General features: G+C 72.2%; 17 protein-coding genes and 1 pseudogene. 5 read left to right on the top strand and 13 right to left on the bottom strand.

Features of this window, described 5'->3' with window-relative positions; genetic code table 11:
- Positions 1-78 precede the first annotated feature (78 nt).
- A complete protein-coding gene (locus tag LZG04_RS17685; protein WP_308199149.1) occupies positions 79-975 on the bottom strand; it encodes a LysR family transcriptional regulator in 897 nt (298 codons plus the stop codon).
- Complete coding sequence (locus LZG04_RS17675; RefSeq protein ID WP_233818330.1) at positions 972-2,114, bottom strand: DUF418 domain-containing protein; 1,143 nt, start codon at positions 2,112-2,114, stop codon at positions 972-974. Before LZG04_RS17675 ends, LZG04_RS17685 begins: the two co-directional genes overlap by 4 nt.
- Positions 2,115-2,374: 260 nt before the next feature.
- Here LZG04_RS17675 and urtA point away from each other — a divergent pair, with 260 nt between their 5' ends.
- From urtA to urtE, 5 genes are read left to right on the top strand one after another with little or no spacing between them, the layout of a single operon-like run.
- Positions 2,375-3,607: an urea ABC transporter substrate-binding protein gene (gene urtA, locus LZG04_RS17670; protein WP_233818328.1), complete on the top strand. Its 1,233-nt coding sequence runs from the start codon at positions 2,375-2,377 to the stop codon at positions 3,605-3,607.
- On the top strand, positions 3,607-4,482 hold the full coding sequence (gene urtB, locus LZG04_RS17665) for an urea ABC transporter permease subunit UrtB (protein WP_233818326.1): 876 nt from the start codon (positions 3,607-3,609) through the stop codon (positions 4,480-4,482). The genes urtA and urtB overlap by 1 nt, the downstream gene beginning before the upstream one ends.
- Positions 4,479-5,519, top strand: coding sequence for an urea ABC transporter permease subunit UrtC (urtC, locus tag LZG04_RS17660; RefSeq protein WP_233818324.1), 1,041 nt, complete (start codon positions 4,479-4,481; stop codon positions 5,517-5,519). Before urtB ends, urtC begins: the two co-directional genes overlap by 4 nt.
- Complete coding sequence (gene urtD / locus LZG04_RS17655) at positions 5,516-6,265, top strand: urea ABC transporter ATP-binding protein UrtD (protein WP_233818322.1); 750 nt, start codon at positions 5,516-5,518, stop codon at positions 6,263-6,265. The genes urtC and urtD overlap by 4 nt, the downstream gene beginning before the upstream one ends.
- Entirely contained in the window at positions 6,265-6,960 is a 696-nt protein-coding gene (urtE, locus tag LZG04_RS17650; RefSeq protein WP_233818320.1) for an urea ABC transporter ATP-binding subunit UrtE, read from the top strand. Before urtD ends, urtE begins: the two co-directional genes overlap by 1 nt.
- A 22-nt stretch (positions 6,961-6,982) precedes the next feature.
- Here the strand turns inward: urtE and LZG04_RS17645 are convergent, their stop codons facing one another.
- From LZG04_RS17645 to LZG04_RS17600, 11 genes and pseudogenes are all read right to left on the bottom strand, one after another.
- The gene (locus LZG04_RS17645) at positions 6,983-8,209 is read right to left on the bottom strand and encodes a hypothetical protein (RefSeq protein WP_233818318.1); all 1,227 of its coding nucleotides are present in this window, start codon (positions 8,207-8,209) and stop codon (positions 6,983-6,985) included.
- Positions 8,206-8,964 (bottom strand): DUF4239 domain-containing protein, encoded by a 759-nt coding sequence (locus LZG04_RS17640; RefSeq protein ID WP_233818316.1) that lies wholly within the window; start codon positions 8,962-8,964, stop codon positions 8,206-8,208. Before LZG04_RS17640 ends, LZG04_RS17645 begins: the two co-directional genes overlap by 4 nt.
- A gap of 267 nt (positions 8,965-9,231) precedes the next feature.
- Positions 9,232-10,323 carry a hypothetical protein gene (locus tag LZG04_RS17635; protein WP_233818314.1) on the bottom strand — a complete coding sequence of 364 codons (1,092 nt, stop codon included), beginning with the start codon at positions 10,321-10,323 and terminating at the stop codon, positions 9,232-9,234.
- The gene (locus LZG04_RS17630) at positions 10,320-10,661 is read right to left on the bottom strand and encodes a hypothetical protein (RefSeq protein WP_233818312.1); all 342 of its coding nucleotides are present in this window, start codon (positions 10,659-10,661) and stop codon (positions 10,320-10,322) included. Before LZG04_RS17630 ends, LZG04_RS17635 begins: the two co-directional genes overlap by 4 nt.
- Positions 10,658-11,434 (bottom strand): hypothetical protein, encoded by a 777-nt coding sequence (locus LZG04_RS17625; RefSeq protein ID WP_233818310.1) that lies wholly within the window; start codon positions 11,432-11,434, stop codon positions 10,658-10,660. Before LZG04_RS17625 ends, LZG04_RS17630 begins: the two co-directional genes overlap by 4 nt.
- Complete coding sequence (locus tag LZG04_RS17620; RefSeq protein WP_233818308.1) at positions 11,431-12,483, bottom strand: hypothetical protein; 1,053 nt, start codon at positions 12,481-12,483, stop codon at positions 11,431-11,433. Before LZG04_RS17620 ends, LZG04_RS17625 begins: the two co-directional genes overlap by 4 nt.
- A gap of 78 nt (positions 12,484-12,561) precedes the next feature.
- Entirely contained in the window at positions 12,562-13,203 is a 642-nt protein-coding gene (locus LZG04_RS17615) for a response regulator transcription factor (protein WP_233818307.1), read from the bottom strand.
- Complete coding sequence (locus LZG04_RS17610) at positions 13,191-14,720, bottom strand: sensor histidine kinase (RefSeq protein WP_233818305.1); 1,530 nt, start codon at positions 14,718-14,720, stop codon at positions 13,191-13,193. The genes LZG04_RS17615 and LZG04_RS17610 overlap by 13 nt, the downstream gene beginning before the upstream one ends.
- Positions 14,721-15,026: 306 nt before the next feature.
- Positions 15,027-18,110, bottom strand: coding sequence for a fibronectin type III domain-containing protein (locus LZG04_RS17605; RefSeq protein WP_308199148.1), 3,084 nt, complete (start codon positions 18,108-18,110; stop codon positions 15,027-15,029).
- 312 nt (positions 18,111-18,422) lie between these two features.
- Positions 18,423-18,719 (bottom strand): proprotein convertase P-domain-containing protein, encoded by a 297-nt coding sequence (locus tag LZG04_RS42590; RefSeq protein ID WP_308199168.1) that lies wholly within the window; start codon positions 18,717-18,719, stop codon positions 18,423-18,425.
- Positions 18,720-18,788: 69 nt separating this feature from the next.
- Positions 18,789-19,589: pseudogene (locus tag LZG04_RS17600) on the bottom strand (trypsin-like serine protease); the annotation flags it as partial.
- Positions 19,590-19,766: the final 177 nt, after the last annotated feature.

Raw genomic sequence — 19,766 nt, 5'->3', positions numbered from 1 at the left:
GCACGACCGGCTACTGCTGTGACACCACGGCACCCCCAGTCCGTCGACCGGAACGACAACAGCGTTTCGCGGCACCGGCTACCGGTCGCCCACCCTCGCGGTCGTCTCCACGAACGCGCGCACCAGCGGGCTCGGGTGCTCCGCGGCCCAGGCGACCGCGATCCGCAGCGGCTCGATGTCCGTGACCGGCCGCCACGCCAGGTCGGGGTGGGCGTAGTACTCGGCCATGGACTCGGGTCCCAGGCACACCGCCGCACCGCTCGCGACGTGCTCCAGCATCTCGTCCGCGTTGTCGTTCTCCGGTCCCCACACGGGTTCGCCGCCGTCCGGCCGCGGGTTCACCGCCCACCAGTCCACCCACTGCTTCGGCGCCTTGCGCGTCCACATCAACGGCTCGTCGCGCAGGTCCCCGATGACCAGCGACTCCCGTGCCGTCAACGGGTGGTCGCGGGCCAGGGCGACGTACCGCGGCTCGGTCGCCACCACCCGGGCGCGCAGGCCGTCGGTGTCCGCGGGCAGCCACACGAACGCCACGTCGACCAGCCCTTGCCGCAGGGCGTCCGGCTCGCCGCCCCAGTCGCACCGCTTCGGCTCGATCGTCACGTCGGGCCGCCGCGCGGCGAACGCCGACCGCGCCCGCCGCGCCACGCTGCCCCCACCCGACGCGACGAACCCGACCCGCAGCACGTTCGCCTCGGCCGCCGCCGTCGACCGCGCCACCCGCACCGCGTCCCGCCAGCCGGCCACCGCCGCGCGCGCCAGCGGCAGCAGCTCGCCGCCCGCCGCGGTCAACCGGATCTCCCGGCCGGTCCGCACGAACAGCTCGACGCCCAGCTCCGCCTCGAGCTGCCGGACCTGCCTGCTCAACGCGGGCTGCGAGACGTACAGGTCGCGCGCGGCCGCGGTGAAGCTCAACCGCTCGGCCACGGCCACGAAGTACCGCAGCACCCTCGTGTCGACGTCGAGAGGACTCATGCCCGCAGCGTATTGGCCGCCGCACGTCGTTGTGGCGCACGGTAAGCCCTGTCCCACAGCGCCTCCACGGGCCCACGCTGGAACCGCCGCATCCACCACGACGCGCCCGCCACCAGCAGCACGGCGACCACCAGCCACACGCCGGCGGTGAACCACGGGCCGAGGTGCCCCCACCGTCGCGCCAGGCCGAGTCCCCACTGGTAGCACAGCGCGGAGGCGAGCACGTTCTGCGCGATGTAGCAGCTCAACGCCGACCGGCCGACCGCCGTGAGACCCCGGCGCACCGGCCCGGCCTCGGCCCGCACCCGGTGCACCAGCGCGGTGATGGCGCCGAGCAGCCCGAACGCGACCAGCGGCGCGCACACGTACCGGTCGACGGCGAACCACTCCCGCCCGGCCAGCGTGGTGGCGACGTTGAGCGGCACGCCGACGCCCAACCCCCACACCACCAGCCGCCGCCGGATCCGCGCACCCCGCGCGGAGTCCTCCAACGCCCCGGCCTCGAACAGCCACGCACCGGCCAGGAACAGCAGGGTGCTCAACGGCAGCACCAGGAACCCCTCGGCGCGGAACAGCGCGAAGTGCTCGACCCGGTCCCGCACCCCGTCCCACCAGCCGTCCCCGGACGGCACGAACCCCGGCTCGCCGACGGTCGCGTCACCGACCAGCAGCCCCACCGTGATCAACCCGACGAGCGCCAGGTTCAGCGCGCCCGTGGCGACCATCCAGCCGACCCGCACACGCGCGCTGCGGCCCACGAGGAAGGCGACCAGCACGGACACCACCGCGTAGAACATCAGCACGTCGAACTCGAAGACCAGCACGTAGTGCAGCAAGCCCTCGAACAACAGCAGCGCCGAGCGCCACAGGTACCAGCCGGGCCAGCGCAGCCCCCGCCGTTCGGCGGAACGGTGCTGGATCGCCAGGCCGATCCCGAACAGGATCGACAACAGCCCGAGGAACTTGCCGTTGGAAATCATCTGGAGCAACGCCGTCACGGTGTCGCCCGCGCCCCCGCCGAACCCGGCCAGGAACCCCAGCACCCCTTGCGGGTGCGTGAAGACCCACACGTTGGTCCCGAACGTGCCCAGGATCGCCACCCCGCGCAGCACGTCCAGTGCCGCGATCCGTCCACCCATGACCTTCCTCCCCCTGACAGCTCGCCACCGAACGTAGGACGAGAGGCGGTTCGCGGTCGTCGGTCGAAGGTGCCCGGCGATGTCGCACCTTCGGACGACACCGGCGGCCGAACGGATGACACGGCGACCGCGCAAGGTGAGCCGGCCAGGTCACAAGTGCATACCGTGCGCACTTGGCCACACGAACGTAACCCTGCGCGCCCGGCACGCAACACGCGGTTCATAGCTTCTCGGTTCCACCTGCTCGAAAGGAGCCGCCGGTGCGTTCCAGAACCCCCCGCCCCAGGACCTTCCAGCGCGGTCTGCTCGCCCTCCTGCTGCCCGCCCTGCTCGCCACGGCCTGCGTCGACGAGCCGGGAGGCGCCGCGGGGGCCTCCGGTGACGAGATCAAGGTCGGCATCCTGCACTCGTTGAGCGGCACGATGGCCATCAGCGAGGTGACCGTGCGCGACGCGGAGCTGCTGGCCATCGAGGAGATCAACGCCAAGGGCGGCGTGCTGGGCAAGAAGGTCGTCCCGGTCACCGAGGACGGCGCGTCGGACTGGCCCACGTTCGCCGAGAAGGCGCAGAAGCTGATCTCGCAGGACAAGGTGGCGACGGTGTTCGGCGGCTGGACCTCGGCCAGCCGCAAGGCGATGCTGCCGGTGTTCGAGCGCAACAAGGCGTTGCTGTGGTACCCGGTGCAGTACGAGGGCCTGGAGAGCTCGCCGTACATCTTCTACACCGGCGCGACGACGAACCAGCAGATCGTGCCCGCGCTGGACTACCTGGCCTCGCAGGGCAAGAAGAAGATGTTCCTGGTGGGCAGCGACTACGTGTTCCCGCGCACCGCCAACAAGATCATCAAGGCGTACGCCGCCGCCAAGGGCATCGAGGTGCTGGGCGAGGAGTACACGCCGCTGGGCCACACCGAGTACAGCACGCTGGTCAACAAGATCGCCGACGCCAAGCCCGACGCGGTGTTCAACACCCTCAACGGCGACAGCAACGTGGCGTTCTTCAAGCAGCTGCGCGGTTCCGGCATCACGCCGCAGACCACGCCGGTGGTGTCGGTGAGCGTCGCCGAGGAGGAGGTCAAGGGCATCGGTCCGGAGAACGTCGCCGGGCACCTGGTGGCGTGGAACTACTACCAGACCACCACGACGCCCGCGAACGACGCTTTCGTCAAGGCGTTCAAGGCCAAGTACGGCGCGGACAAGGTGACGTCGGACCCGATGGAGGCCGGCTACAACGCCGTGCACCTGTGGGCCGAAGCGGTGAAGAAGGCGGGCACGACCGAGGTCGAGGCGGTGCGCAAGGCCGCGGGCGGCATCACGATCGAGGCGCCCGAGGGCACCACCACCATCGACGGCGAGAACCAGCACGTGGCCAAGACCGCGCGGATCGGCCTGGTGCAGGCCGACGGCCAGATCAAGGAGGTCTGGTCCTCCCCCGGCCCGATCAAGCCGGACCCGTACCTGAAGAGCTACGACTGGGCGGGCGGGCTCGGCTGATGGGCGCGCTGGCGAACCAGCTGCCCATCGGGCTGAGCATCGCGGCGGTGCTGCTGCTCATCGCGCTCGGGCTGACGTTCACGTTCGGCCAGATGGGCGTGATCAACATGGCGCACGGCGAGTTCATCATGGCGGGCGCCTACACCGCGTACCTGTTGCAGGGCCTGACCAGCCAGTCGTTCCTCATCGCCCTGCCGGTCGCGTTCGCCGTGGCCGGGGCGATGGGGCTGCTGCTGGAGTGGGCGCTGATCCGGCGGTTCTACGGCCGCCCGCTGGACACGCTGCTGCTGACCTGGGGCGTGAGCCTGGTGCTGCAACAGCTCGCGCGCGACCTCTTCGGCGCGCCCAACGTGCAGGTCACGGCTCCGGGCTGGCTGGTGGGCGGCGTCGACGTGCTCGGCGTCCGCCTGCCCCACAACCGGGTGTTCATCATCGCGCTGGCCGTGCTGTGCGTGGTCGGGGTGTGGCTGTACCTGACCAGGCTGCCCGCCGGCCGCCGGATGCGGGCGGTGGTGCAGAACCGGGAGCTGGCCGCGTACAGCGGCATCGCCACCGGTCGGGTGGACCGCTTCACGTTCCTGCTCGGCTCGGGGCTGGCCGGGGTGGCGGGCGTCGCGTTGACGCTCGTCGGCCCGGTCGGCCCGAGCCTGGGCACCTTCTACATCGTGGACGCGTTCCTGGTCGTGGTCGCGGGCGGGCTGGGCCAGTTGCGCGGGGCGGTGCTGGCGGCGGTCGCGCTCGGGTTCCTCAACGGCTACCTGGAGTTCTGGACGGACGCGAGCCTGGCCAAGGTGCTGGTGTTCGTGGCGATCGTCGCGTTCCTCCAGGTCCGGCCGCAGGGCATGTTCGTGGTGAAGGGGAGGGCGTTGGTATGACGTTGGGTCGCGTCTCCCTCGTGGTGTGCGTGGTGCTGTTGGCGGTGGCGCCGCTGGCGCTGTCGCCGTTCCGCCTCGGGCTGCTGGCGAAGTACCTGTGCTTCGCGATCGTCGCGGTCGGCATCGCGCTGGCCTGGGGCCAGGGCGGGATGCTGACGCTCGGGCAGGGCGTGTTCTTCGGCCTGGGCGGCTACGCGATGGCGATGTACCTGAAGCTGGAGGAAGCCGGGTCGGCCGGGTTGCCCGACTTCATGGTGTGGAGCGGGGTCGAGGAGCTGCCCGCGCTGTGGGAACCGTTCGGCAACCCGGTGTTCGCGCTGGCCGCCGTCGTGCTCGTGCCGGGTCTGGTGGCGTTCCTGCTCGGGCTGCTCGTGTTCCGGCAACGGGTGCGGGGCGCGTACTTCGCGATCCTGTCCCAGGCGCTGGCGGCGGCGTTCGTGATCCTGCTGGTCGGCCAGCAGGGGCTCACCGGCGGCACGAACGGGATGACGAACTTCACCCGGTTCTTCGGGCTCGACCTCTCCGACCCGAACGGGCAGCGGGCCGTGTACGCCATCACGGCGCTCGTGCTGGGCCTGACGTTCCTGGTGGCGAAGCTGCTGGTGCGCAGCCGGTTCGGACGGCTGCTGGTCGCGGTGCGCGACGGCGAGGACCGGGTGCGGTTCCTCGGCTACGACCCGGCCGTGGTCAAGACGATCACGTTCACCGTCTCGGCGGTGATGGCGGGCCTGGCGGGTGCGTTGTTCGTGCCGGTCGTCGGCATCATCTCCCCCGCGCTGCTCGGCATCGTGCCGTCGTTGGAGCTGCTGGTCGGCGTGGCGGTCGGCGGGCGGTTCGTCCTGGCGGGCGCGATCGCGGGTGCGATCGCGGTGAACTACGCCAAGACCGTGTTCAGCGAGGACTTCGCCGAGGGCTGGCTGTACCTCCAAGGCGGGCTGTTCGTGCTGGTGCTGGTGTTCGCGCCGAAGGGCCTGGCGGGCGTGGTCGAGTCGGCCCGGCTGCGGTGGGGCCGCAAGCCCGCGGAGGTGGTGGCGTGACGGCGCTGCTGGAGGTGCGCGGGCTGCGCGTGGTGTTCGACGGCTTCGCCGCGATCGACGGGCTGGACCTCACCGTCGAGGAGGGCGAGCTGCGGTTCCTGATCGGGCCCAACGGGGCGGGCAAGACCACGTTGATCGACGTGGTGACCGGGTTGACCAAGCCGACCGCGGGAAGCGTGCGGTTCGACGGCCAGGAGCTGGTGGGGCGGCGGGAGCACCGGATCGTGCGGCTGGGCGTCGGCCGCACGTTCCAGACCGCGACCGTGTTCGAAGAGCTGACCGTGGTGGAGAACCTGGATCTCGCGGACAGCTTCCGGTTGCCGCTGCGGTCGTTGCTGCGCCGGCGGCGCGGTGTGTCCGACGCGGTGGCGGCGGCGCTGGAGGCGGCCGACCTGACGGCGTTGGCGGACAAGCCGGCCGGGGTGCTCTCGCACGGGCAGCGGCAGTGGCTGGAGATCGGGATGCTCCTGGTGCAGCGGCCGAGGCTGCTGCTGCTGGACGAGCCGGTGGCGGGGATGAGCCGGTCGGAGCGGGAGCGGACGGGCGAGCTGCTGCACCGGATCGCGGCCACGCACACCGTGGTCGTGGTCGAGCACGACATGGAGTTCCTGCGCAAGTACGCGCGCAAGGTCACCGTGCTGCACCAGGGCCGCGTGCTGCGCGAGGGCTCGGTCGCCGAGGTGCAGGAGGACCCGAAGGTGCGCGAGGTGTACCTGGGCCGGGCCAAGGGGAAGGCGGTGACGTGATGCTGTCGGTGTCCGGGGTGGACGCGGCGTACGGGCGGGCGCGGGTGCTGTTCGGGGTGGACCTGGAGGTGCCCGCCGGGTCGCTGGTGTGCGTGATGGGGCGCAACGGCGTGGGCAAGACGACGTTGCTCAAGACGGTGATGGGCACGCTCACGCCCACGGCCGGCCGGATCGCGTTCGACGGGCGCGACATCACGCGGACCCCGACGCACGAGCGGGTCCGCGCGGGCATGGCGTACGTGCCGCAGGGTCACGTCTCGTTCCCGCAGTTGACGGTGTGGGAGAACCTCCAGGTGACGCTGGAGGCGACGGCGCACCGCGATCCGGGCGCGGTGGACGAGGCGCTGGACGTGTTCCCGGCGTTGCGGGAGTTCTTCAAGCGGCCCGCCGGGTTCCTGTCCGGCGGGCAGCGGCAGCAGTTGGCGATCGCGCGGGCGTTGATCACCCGGCCGCGGATGCTGCTGCTGGACGAGCCGACGGAGGGCATCCAGCCGTCGGTGATCGACGAGATCGAGGCGGCCGTCGAGCGGCTGCACCGCGAAGCCGGGTTGACGGTGCTGCTGGTCGAGCAGTACCTCGACTTCGCGGTGCGGCTGGCGGACCGCTTCGTCGTGCTGGACGCGGGCGAGGTGGTGCACGCCGGCGACACCGGGCAGCTGCACGACGAGGAGGTGCGCCGGATGCTGGCGGTCTGACCGGACCCCGCCTGCCGGCCGGCTAGCGGCGCCGGGCGGCTTGGCGGCCCAGCGCGCCCGCGGCCAGGATCAGGATCATCGCGGCCAGGCCCCAGCGGCGTTGGTCGCGCAGCGTGTTGTTGGTCGGCGCCAACGTCTCCACCCGCCGGTCCGGTGCCACGAGGTCGGCCGGTGGGGGCGGTGGCGGCGGCGACGGTGGTGGCGGTGGGGACGGCGGCGGCGTGTTCGGCGGCGGCGTCTCCAGCGGCGGTGGCGGGGGGATGTTCGGCGGCGGCACCGCGGGGGCCGGGCGGACGGTGGTGGGGGTCGTCGTCCGGGCGAGGGTCGTGGTGTTGGTGGTGGTCGTCGGTTGCGGTGGCGGGGTCGTCGTGGTGGTCGTGGTCGGTGGGACGGCGGTCGTGGTGGTGGTCGTCGTCGTGGGCGGTGTTGTCGTTGTGGTGGTGGTGGTCGTTGTTGTCGTGGTCGTTGTTGTCGTGGTGGTCGTCGTCGGCGGGGTTGTGGTCGTGGTGGTCGGCGTGGTCGTCGGAATCGGGATGGTGGACAGGCAGCCCGACGAGTCGATCGTGTGCAGGGCCTTGCGGGACGAGATCTCGGTGACCACGCCCGAGCCGTCCAGCGCCACCCGCCACAGGGTGCTGCGGCCGCCGTGGTTGTTGTTCGTGGCGTAGAGCGACCCGTCCGGCGACAGCGTCACCGCGCCGTAGCTCCCGCCGGGCAGCTTGCCCGCGCCCGGCACCGGCGTGGTCTTGCCGGTGCCGGGGTCGATGCTGACCACCACGCCGCCGCTCTGGTGCGAGGCGACGCCGTAGAGCAGGCCGTCGGCCGGGTTGAGGTCGAAGTCGTCGACCGTCGTCCCCAACGGCCACAGCCACGCCTGGCGCACGACGTGGCCGTACGTCGGGCTGCCCCGGTCGATGTCCACCGAGTGCAGCCACGGCCCGGACCGCACGACCAGCCGGTCGCCCACCACCACGCCCGCCGTCGCGCTGTGCAGCCGGCCCGAGGGCCGCGTCGGCTCGCCGACCAGCCGGCCGGTGCGGTCGAGCGCGACCAGCCTGCCGTGCTGGTCCACGCCGAACACGAGGTTCTGCCCGGCCGAGAAGCCGATGGCGTTGAGCCGCAGGTCGAGGGTGTTGAGCGAAGTCGTCTCGCCGGAGGGCAGCCGCACCTGGAACACGGTCGACGGGCCGTGGGCCCCCGCCTCGACCTGGATGACGGTGCACACCACCTGCGCGAGCGCTTCGATCATCCGAACCTCTCCACCGCGGCCTGGAACGCGTCCGGGCTCACCCCGGCGCCGCCGCCGAACGGGTTCTGCAGCTGGTAGGTCGCGTACAGCAGCAGCGTGATGGTCGCGGCGAGGGTGGCCACGATGAGCACGTGCGTGCGGATGCGCGGCCCGCCGAACAGCAGCGGCAGGCACACGGCCAGCACGCTGCCCGCGATCAGCACGAACCACACCACCGAGCTGACGCCGCCGCCCGCCGCCTCCAGCCGCTCCTGCCGGGCCTGGTAGACCTGCCACAGCTGGTTGGCGGCCTCGACCTTGCGGTCGACCTGCCAGTCGTCGGTCGTGGGCGCCTCGGCGACGACCTGCCGCAGCCGGTCGAGCTGCGACCAGCCGGTCGTCTGGAAGTCCGTGCCCGCCGCCATGCCCGGCCACTCGTCGTCGATCACGGTGACGGCGTACTGCCGGGACATCTCGCGCACCTGCTCGCCGACGTCGCGGGACAGCGAGTCGCTGGCCCACGTGGCGGCGACCAGGCCGTCGGCCTCGCGGTAGGCGGCGTCACTGGCCTGGTTGACGGCGTCGAAGAGGGCGATGAGCACGAACGCCACCAGGACCGCGTGCAGGCCGCCCACGATCGTGAACACCTGCCCCGCGGCCTCGTTGTTGGCCGAGCGGCCTTCCAGTTCGCCGTACTTGCGGATCAAGTAAGCCATCACGGCGGCCACGACCGCCGCGCCGGCGACCCACAGCAGACCTGTGAGGTAAATGCTCATCGACACCCTTTCGTCACTCGGGATGAATTCCACAGATCCGCCGATTCACTCACCCGAAAGCTAGTGATCGACCCGATCCGGTGAGAAGAACGTTCATCCGAGTGCTGGGGAATGCCAATCGGTCAGGTGACACGCTCACCTGACACCAGGGTACGCCCGAAGGCGAAGCCGCTGAAATGCGGTGAAATACGCCCCATCGAGCGAATTACCTCGCCCGATCGAGTACTTCTTGTCATGACGGACGGTCGCCAATGACGGGAAAGTCGTTCAACCGGCGAACAACAGGGCCAGGCCGCCCGCCGTGTACCCCACCATGAGCAGCAACAACGGGACCTGGCCGGTCAGGTGCCTGCCGGGCGGCAGCAGCCGCAGCGCCCGGTCGTGCGCTGACACCACGGCCACCAGGTGCCCCGCGAGCACCGCCCCGACCTGAACGGATGCCACCAGCACGGGTGACGCCGGTCCGTCGTGCGGGGCAAAGCCGGTGACGCCGAACAGCAGCGCGACGGCCCGCTGGCCCTCCACGGCGAGCAGCGAGTAGTAGTGCGCCACCACGTACCCGGCGATGATCGGCACCATCGAGTGGGCGAGCGGCCCGCCGGACGACCGGCACGCCGCCAGGTAGCTGCCCGCGACCAGCGCCACCGCCGCCGACAGGCCGACGGTGTCGGGCACGGACAGCCGTTCCCAGGCCGGGCTGGAACCGATGCCGTCGAACGCGGTCGAGCCCAGCAGCACGGCCACCACCGCGACCAGGCCGGGCCGCACGGGCGTGGCGGCGAGCGCGCGGAACGGGTTGCCGCGCAACGGCGACAGCCTGCCCAGCAGCGTGGAGAACACCTCGAACCCGTCGGCCCGCTCGAACCACGCGCCGCCGTACACCACACCGCCGGCCACGTTCACCACCGCGTGCGCCACCAGGAACCACGGCAGCGCGTCCGGCGACACCAGCTCCACCCACGTGAACGCGAGCAGCCCCAGCGCGGCCGGCCAGTGGCCCAGCCGGTGCGGGTACGGGCGGCCGAGCGTGACGCGGGTGGCCAGGCGCAGCGGGTTGAGCACCCGCCACACCGGGCCGAGCAGCACCGACAGGACCGCCACGCCGACCCACAGCAGCACGAACACCAGGTGCGGCCACGCCTGCGCCGGCACGAGCACCAGCCCGACCGCGACCAGCAGCCGCACGGGCCACCAGTCGCGCTCGGGCCCCGGCTCGACGGCGGCGAACCGGGGCCTCGTCCACAGCACCCCCAACGCCAGGAACGACGCCAGCAGCGCCACCGCCGCGCCTTGCAGCACGAGGTCCAGGGGCAGCGGCAGGTCGTGCCGCGCGCCGACCCCGTGGGCCAGGACCGTCACCGCACCACCAACCGCACGAGCAGCGTGTCGGGGTGCGCCTCGACGTCGAACGTGCCCGTCCGGTCCACGGTGAACGCCAGCACGGCCGGTTTCCCGCGCTCGGCCTTGGCCAGCACGTCGACGCCGTGCACATGCACGTCCACGGGTTCCTCGCTGGTCACGGTGAGCTCGACAGACTGGCCGCGCACCGCCTCCACCCGCTGCGGCGACGGCTCGTCGGCCGACAGCCGCAGCACCAGCGGCTCGGCCGGTGGCGAGGCTGGGGGCGAGGCTGGGGGCGTGGACGCGCAGCCGGCGAGCACGAACAGCGCGAGCAGCAGGGCGTGCGCGATCCTCATGGGGTGGGACCAGTCCTTCTCAGGTAGTCGAAGCCGCCCGCGGCCAGGCCGAGGCCACCGCCGAGCGTGAGGGCCACGAGCAGCCGGTCCAGGTCGGCCGGACCGGCGAACGGCAGCCGGGAGAACCGGAAGCTGTCGAAGTCGGGGATCCCCGCCACCACGAGCATCGCGCCGACGACGGCCGCGACGAACGCGGTCGCGGGCCTGCGCCGGACGGCGGCCACCGCGGCGACCACGGTCAGCGGCCACGCCACCAGGCCGACGCCGCTCGCGCCGAGCAGCAGCGGCAACGACTGGCCGGTCACGGCGAGCGCGGAGCCGACCGCGTGCCACACGTGCGCCCCGGTCACCACGACCACGCCCGCGGCGAGCAGCGCCCGCCGACGTCCCAGCAGGTAGCCGCCGAGGGCGAGCGCGAGCGTGACCAGCAGCCACCACACCGGGTTCGGGCCCGGCGTGACGTCCACCCGACCCTTCACCACCGACGTGCCCAGCGGCACCTCCCACCGCGGCGCGGTGGTGCGGTCGTCGCGGAAGCGGTACGTCTCACCGGGCGCGACCACGTGGTCGGCGACCGCGAGCGGGGTGCGGCCACCGTTGCGGATCTCCAACTGGGAGCCGTGGTTGACCATCGCCGCGGTCACGCCGGGCAGCGGCGGGTCGATCTCGGTGACCCGGCTCAGGTGGTCCTGGGGCGTGAGGCCGCCCGCGTGCGCCTGGGCCGGGGTCGCGGTGGCCACCAGCAGGACCAGCGCCGCGAGCAGCGCCCTCACCGGCGGGCGGTCGGCACGAGCAGGACCGCCATCAGCAGGCCGTGCAACGCGGCCATGACCGGCGCGCCGGTCCACATCTCGGTGACGCTGGGCGTCGTGCCCTGGTCGATGATGGCCGACGCGAAGTACACCGCCCACGTGACGAACGACGCGGCCGCCGCGAAGACCCGGTACTGCTTGAGCCGGTCCTCCGAGGGGTCCAGCTTGCGCAGCAGCACGTCGATCAGCACGCCGGAGACGATGAACCCGATGGCGGTGCTCAGGTTGGTGTAGGCGGCGGTGGCCGTGCTGAGCCCCATCACCACGACCGCGAGCAGGGTCGCGACGCCGAACGGCAACCGGAACCGGCGGGTGACCAGCAGCAGCGGCATGATCATGACGATGTTGGTGACCAGGATCGAGGACGCCAGGTCCGACGCGCGGCCCGAGCCGCCCGCGCCCTTGTCGAAGGTGAACGCCTTGATCACCTGCGCGCCGGTGTAGCCGGACGCGTCGGCGAAGCTCGCGAACAGCAGCACCAGCGAGGTGGCGAACGCCAGCGCCAGCCCCGCCGGCAGGAACCGCCGCAAGGTCGGGGCCACCACGGCCCGGTCGCTCCACAGCGTGCGCAGCGGCGTGGTGAGGATGACGATCATCGACGTGATCAGCACGAGGTGGGTCGGGCTGAACAGGATGTCGATGCCCTGCTCGATGCCGATGAACGTGTGCCACAGGTAGTCGCCGACACCGGCTGCGGCGAACACGGGCAGCGCGAGCACCGCGGGCCCGTAGCCGACCGGCACCGCGTCCAACCCTCGCAGCCCCTGCTGGTGGTTGCGCCACAGCACCCACAGGATCCACGCGCCGGTCGCGGCGAAGCCCGAGTAGAACACCGCGTGCCACGGCGTGAAGAACGACTCCAGCTCGGGCACGTTGGAGTGCGCCCACGCGTCGAGGAACAGCCCGATCGAGAACCAGGTGCCCAGCAGCACGGTGACCAGGTCCGTGCGGTAGTCCGCCCGCGGCCGGCGGCTCGTCGCCAGGTCTTCCCTCTCCCGCCCCGTTTTCATGGGGTCGAGCCTGGCGGTCGGGCCGGGCGCGCCGGAATCGTGCCACCACTACCGCGTGGTGCGGTTAACCGCACCTCCTCAGGCGTTGAGGTAGCGCAGGACGGCGAGCACGCGGCGGTGGTCGTGCGGGCTGGCGGACAGGTCCAGCTTGGTGAAGATGTTGGTGCAGTGCTTCTCCACGGTCCGCTCGGTGATGAACAGCCGCTGCGCGATGGCCTGGTTGGTGCGCCCCTCGGCCATCAGCGCGAGCACCGCCCGCTCCCGCTCGGTCAGCCGGTCGTCGCTGTCGTCGCGCCGCCGCACCAGCAGCCGGCTCACCACGTCCGGGTCGAACGCCGAGCCGCCCGCGCCGACGCGCCGGACCGCGCCGGTGAACTCGGCCAGGTCGGACACGCGGTCCTTGAGCAGGTAGCCGACGCCGTCGGCGCCCGCGTCCAGCAGCTCGGCCGCGTAGCTGACCCGCACGTACTGCGAGAGCACGAGCACGCCCGTGGCCGGGTACTGCCGGCGCAACGCCACCGCCGCCCGCAGCCCCTCGTCGGTGTGCGTGGGCGGCATCCGGATGTCCACGATGGCCACGTCGGGCCGGTGCGCGTCCACCGCGGCCAGCAACGACGGCGCGTCCTCCACCGCCGCCACGACCTCGAACCCGGCCTCGGCGAGCAGCCGCGCCAGCCCCTCGCGCAGCAACGTCGAGTCCTCCGCGATCACGACCCGCACGGCAGCACCACCCGCACGCTCGTGCCCGTCCGCGCCGCGCTGACCACCCGCATCGTGCCCCCGTTCGCCTCCACCCGCTCGCTCAGGCCGCGCAGCCCCGAGCCGTGCGCCGGGTCCGCTCCCCCGCGCCCGTCGTCGTCCACCCGCACGACCAGCCGCCCGCCCCGGCCGGTGATCACGACCTCGGTCCGGGACGCCTCGGCGTGCTTGGTGACGTTCGCCAGCGCCTCGGCCACGACGTAGTACGCGGTCGTCTCCACCAGCGGCGGCACGGTGTCCGGCAGGTCCAGCGTGAGGTCCACCCTCGGCTCGGCCAACGCGGTCAGCTCGCGCACCGCGCCGTGCAGGCCCCGTTCGGCCAACACCGGCGGGTGGATGCCGTGGCACACCGCGCGCAGGTCGTCGATGGTGGCCAGCACGGCCTGCTTGGCCTCGGCGGCGAGCGCCCGCGCGCGGTCGGGCGGCACGGTCTCGGCCAGCCCCAGCGTCATCGCCGCCGACAGCAGCCGCTGCTGGACGCCGTCGTGCAGGTCGCGCTCCAGCCGACGCCGGCCTTGCTCGGCCGCCCGCAGCACCTTCGCGCGCGACTCGGCCAGTTGCCGGACCTTCGCGCGCAGCTCCGCGGTGAGCCGTTCGTTCTCCAGCGCGAGCCCCACCGCGGCGCACGCGGCGTCCACCAGTTCCAGGTCCAGCACCGGGTCGTGCAGCAGCACGGCGACCGGCACACCACCCCGGTCGACCCTGGTGTGCACCGAGTCCAGCGCCACCGGCCGGCCGTCCACGTCCACGTACCGCTCCTGCTCGGCCACCCAGTAGGCCACCCGCAGTCCCGGGTCGTGCAGCGTGGCGGCCAGCGCCTCCTGCACGCCGGCGTGCCTGCTGTCGCCGCTGAGCCGCACCACCAGGTCGGCCACCTCGCCGCGGTCCATCCGGCGGCGCAGCAACCCGGCCAGGTAGGCGAACGGGATGCCGCTCAACGCCAGCATCAACACCACCAGCGGCGGTTGCAGGCCCGCGCGTTCCACCGGTTCCCACACCACGAACACGACGATCGCCACCGCCGCCGCGCCGACCATCGCGGTCAGCGTCCGCCGTTGCGCGATGCTGCTGACCCGCCAGCGGTGCAGTTGCAGGCCCAACATCGAGAAACCGATGACGGCGGTCGCCCCGGTCTCGGCGTCGATGGCCGCGGCCGCCCACGGCAGGCGCTCGAACTCGAACGCCACGCCCAGCACCAGGGTCTCGACGTACCCGGCGGCGACGGCCAGCCGCCGGGGCAGGGTGCGCAACCTGCCGGTCGGGAACGCCAGCAGCACGTGCCCCAGCAGGGCCGGCCACGCCTTGCAGACCAGCATGAACAGAAACGACCCGTCGTCGACGGTGTAGTCCAGCAGCCAGCCCACGCCGACGAGCACGAACAGCGGCCCGACGCGGTTGCGCGGCTGCACCCGGCGGCCGATCACACCCGCGATCACGTAGACGGCGCTCACCGCGAACATCGCGGACGGCAGCAGCATGGTCACCAAGGTAGCCGTCGAGCGGGCGTGGCCGGTCCCACTCGCGGCGCGAGCCTCGACCTTGGTGGACGGCGACCGGTGGCAGGGGATCTCCGGCAGCGCCGGGTCGGCGTCACCATCGCGCAGCGCCGGTGCCCGCCTCGTCGCGCAGCGGGTCGCGGTCGTAGGAGCCGACCAACACGCGCGCCGCCGGCAGCCCGCCCAACAACCACCGCATGCGTCATCCGGCGACTGTGGGGCCGTGGACTTCTTCCGTTGGCGCGTGGCCCCGTCCGGGGGTCCGGGCGGGGCCACGCGGTCGGGGTGTCAGCGCCGCGCGCGCGGTGCCAGCTTCACCTCGATGGTGTTGCCCGGACCCGACGTCACACCGCTGATCAGGCCGGTGAGCGGACCGCAGCCGGTCAGCGCGGGCAGCGTGTAGACGCCCGCCAGGGTGCCGCCGGCGAGCGGGTCGAACCCGGGCCTGGACTCCAGCGGGATCGACGCGGGCGTCCTGGTCCGGCAGTCGGGGCTGCTGCTGACCGGGATGCCGAGCACGGTGACGTGCGGCAACTTCACCGTCACGCTCGACGTCGACTTGAGCACGCCGCCCGCCAGCGTGCCGGTGGTCTTGGCGGCCGGCACGAACTGGATCTTCGCCTTGACCGGCACGAAGCCGAACGCCTTGAAGTGGCCGGAGGTCGGGTTGAGGGTCAGGTCGGCCTCGAACGCGCCGGTGGACAGGTCCAGCGCCGCGTCGATGCCGCCGGTGAGCGGGACCGTGCCGTTGGCGGCCTTGATCCTGGTGCTGCCGGACAGGTCGTAGCCGAACCTCACGACCGGCGGGCCCTGGCCCGGCTTGGTGCGGACCTTCACCTCGGCGCTGCGGGCGGACGTGTTGCCCGCCGCATCCTTGGCCACGACGGTGAACGCGTACTCCGTGTCAGGGCTCAGGCCGCTGACGGTGGCCGCGGTGCCGGTGGTGGTGGCGACCGACGTGCCACCGTTGAACACCTCGTAGCCCGTCACGCCCACGTTGTCGGTTGAGACGTCCCACGCCAGCGTGACGCTGTTCTGGGTCTGCGCGGTGGACCGCAGCGCGCTCGGCGCGGTCGGGGCTTGCGTGTCCGGCGCGTCCTCGGTGCGTGCGGTGACGGCGGCACTGGCCGCGGAACGGTTGCCCGCCGCGTCCTTCGCCACCACCGTGAAGCTGTACTCGGTGCCGGCGGTCAGGCCGTCGATCGTGGCGCTGGTGCCCTCGACGCTCACCCCGAGCGTGCCGCCCCGGTAGACGTCGTAACCCGTGACGCCGACGTTGTCGTTCGACGCGGTCCAGCCCAGGGTGACGCTGGACTGCGTGACGCCGGTGACCGCGAGACCGGTCGGCACGGTCGGGCCCTCCGTGTCCGGCGCGGTCTGCGTGCGGGCGGTGACGGCGGCACTGGGCGCGGAACGGTTGCCCGCCGCGTCCTTGGCCACGACGGTGAAGCTGTACTCGGTGTCAGGGGCCAGGCCGTCCACCGTGGCGCTGGTGCCCTCGACACTGACGGCCAAGGTGGTGCCGCGGTAGACGTCGTAGCCGGTGACGCCCACGTTGTCGGTGGACGCGTCCCAGGCCAGGCCGATGCTCGACGCGGACGCGCCGGTCGGGCGCAGGTTGGCCGGGGCGCTCGGACCTTGCGTGTCGGGCGCTTCGATTGTGCGAACGGTGAGCGCGGCGCTCGGGGCCGACTCGTTGCCGGCGGCGTCCCGAGCCCGGACGGTGAACGTGTACTCGGTGTTCGGGCTCAGCCCGTCCACGGTGGCGCTCGTGCCAGTGGTGGTGGCGACCGACGTCGTGCCGTTGAACACCTCGTAGCCCGTGACGCCGACGTTGTCGCCGGCGGCCGACCACTCCAGGCTCACGCTGGTCGGCGTCACGCCGGTGGAGGCGAGGTTGCCCGGCGCGGTCGGGGCCTGGGTGTCGGGCGCGGGCTTGGTGCGGGCCGTGACCGGGGTGCCGGCGGACGAGCGGTTGCCCGCCGCGTCCTTGGCCACGACGGTGAAGCTGTACTCGGTGTCAGGGGCCAGGCCGTCCACCGTGGCGCTGGTGCCCTCGACACTGACGGCCAAGGTGGTGCCGCGGTAGACGTCGTAGCCGGTGACGCCGACGTTGTCGGTGGCCGCGGCCCACGTGAGGGCGACGCTGGTCTGCGTGGTCTCGCCGACGGTCAGGCCGGCCGGGGTGGAGGGCGCTTCGGTGTCCGCCGCCGGGGTGACGGTGAACGTGTGCAGCACGGTCCGCTGGGCCGGGTCGACCGGCGTGCAGTCCGCGACGAACGTGCCCAGGCCGGTGTCGGTGCCGTCGGCCCGCTTCGGCGTCATGGTGAGCACGAGGTCGTGCACGGACAGCGTCGCCGTGCCCGGCTGGTCGAACCGCAGCGCGGGCGCGGTGCCGGCGGCGTTGATGACGAGGTCGCCGCTCGCCGGGATCGGCTGGTTCGGCACGGTCGTCGGCACGGCCACGGCCTGGTGGCCGCCCGGCGAGGTCACCAGCGAGGTGGCGACCGCCGTGCCCTGGATGGTCTCCGCGCCGACCAGGCGCAGGCCCTGCGTCGCGGTGGGCCCGGCGTTGGACACCGCCCTGATGCCGATCTGCGGCGTGAACTCGCCGACGCCGATCCGGGCGGGCAGGGCCGTGTCGATGTCCACGGTGACGTTCTGGTTGCCGATCAACGGGAACGGGCAGGTGTAGGTCTGGCGCAGCGGTGGCGTGCCGCCGGTGCCCGCCGGGGTCTCGGGCGTGACGGCCGCGCCGGTGACGGCGTAGGTCTGCAACACGGTGTCCTGGCCGGGTTCCGGCGTGCAGTCGGCCACGAACGTACCCAGGTCGGTCGGCGTGCCGTCGGCCCGCAGCGGGGTCATCTCCAGCACCAGGTCGGTCACCTCGACCGTGGCCGTGCCGGGCTGGTCGAAGCGCAGGCCGGGCGCGGAACCGACGGCGTTGAGCACCAGGTCGTTGCCCACGGCCGGGATCGGCTGGTTCGGCACGTCGGTGGCGACCTGCACGGTGAGCGCGCCCTGGGTGCCGGGCGCGGTGACCTTCGAGGTCGCGCGGGCGGTGCCGCGGATCGTCTCGGCGCCGACCAGGCGCAGGCCCTGGGTCGCCGTCGGGCCCGCGTTGGACACCGCGGTGATGTCGAGCTTCGGCGTGAACGTGCCGGCGGCGACCGAGCCGGGCTGCGTGGTCTTGATGGTCACGGCGACGTTCTGGTCGCCGATCAGGGGGAACGGGCACGTGTAGGTCTGGGTGAGGTCGCCTTGCGCGGCCGAACCGGTGCCCACGCCGATCGCGAGGCCCGCGACGACCATGGCGGCGGTGGCCGCCGCGCCGAGCCTGGTCAGCCCGCGGGCTGGTCTTCTGTGTCTCACGGGAACGTCCTCCCTGACGTCGGGCGCACACCGGCGGATGAAGGACGGGAATTGGTTCGCAGGCGTGCCGCTCGCCGAAATTAACCACGGCGCAACACTTGCGCAAGACTGCCGGATACCCATTTCCGAACGGCCGCGAAAATTGTCACCTTCGGACAATTACCTGGCCTGCGACCTGCGCAAACGAGACAGTCGGCGACTCTTGAACACATTTGGCACCGGGACGAGGATTTCCGGGACGACTTTTGGCACGGAGATGACAAACCGCGCGCCGAGTGCTCGGCGCGCGGTCGTCGGGTGGTGCGGGGTTTTTCAGAAGGTGAGGCGCCAGGCGTCCACGTAGCCGGTGTCCTGGCTGTAGACGTCCTGCACCTTGAGCCGCCACGTGCCGTTGGCGACCTCGGAGGAGGCGTTCACCGTGTAGGTGGTGACCACGTTGGGCGTGCTGGAGCTGCTGGAGCTCTTCAACCGGTAGGTGGAGCCGTCCGGCGCGACCAGGTCGATCACCAGGTCACCGCTGTAGCTGTGCTTGATGTCCACGCCGACCTTCAGGGTGGACGGCGCGTTGCCCGTGACGCCGGTGACGGTGACGTTGCTGTAGACGGCCACGCCCGCGTCGGGGATGGCCACGTCGTCCAGGTTCTCGAACACCTTGCCGGGCGGCTGCGGCGTGCCGCCGAGGTTGGCCGCCGCCTGGTTGATGGCCGCCGCGAACGTGCTCACCTCGGTGTAGACGCCGGGGTTGTCCGGCCGCGCGCACCCGTTGCCGTGGCTGACGATGCCGACCTGGACCCACGCGCCGTTGTTGTCGCGGCGGAACATCGGCCCGCCCGAGTCGCCCTGGCAGGTGTCCACGCCACCCGCGAGCTTGCCCGCGCACAGCTCGGCGGCCGGGATCAGGTCGGCGTAGTACGGGTCGGAGTTCTTGCACGTGGTGTCGTCGATGTAGTCGACGTTCGCCTTGAGCAGGTAGCGCGACTGGCCGCCGCCCTCCCGCGTGGCACCCCAACCGGCCACGGTGAACACGCCGGTGTTGTAGGCGGCCGTGGTGGCGATGGGCAGCAGGGCCGCGCCGGTGATCGGGCTGCCGAGCTTGATGATCGCCCAGTCGCCGCCGGTGGCCGTGTCATAGGTGGGTGAGCGGTGCACGTAGGTGGACGTGCGGGTGACGCGGGAGGTGTCCTGGAGGTCCACCACGCCGTAGGTGGCGGTGATGGAGGTGTTGTTGCCGGTGCGGCTGACGCAGTGCGCCGCCGTCAGCACGAGCTGCTCGGTCAGCATCGCGCCGCCGCAGCCCATGGACAGGCGGACCATCCAGGGGAACTCGCCCTTGGCGGCTTGGGTGCCGCCGACGACCATGGGCGTCGGGGTGCCCGCGTCCGGCGGCGGGGGAGCGGCGGTGGCGTGGCCGGCGAACGCGGCCAGGACGGCGACGATGCCCGTCCCCAGGGCAAGCGTCCTTCTCAGGGTGTCGCGCACGGTTGATCCTTCCCGCGCCCGGCCGGGATCGTGCTCGCAGGGTGGCCGGACGTCGAGATCGCAGGGAACTATCCAGCCGGCCCCTCTGCCGGCGACTCATCGTCCGTGGCGGACGATCTGCTCACAATCCGTCGATCGACGGGACTTCTTCCGGCCGCCCGCGAGCGCGGCGGAGAC

Source organism: Saccharothrix sp. S26 (genome assembly GCF_021390395.1).
Classification (GTDB): Bacteria; Actinomycetota; Actinomycetes; order Mycobacteriales; family Pseudonocardiaceae; genus Actinosynnema.
This window is presented reverse-complemented; position numbering and strand designations above follow the sequence as displayed.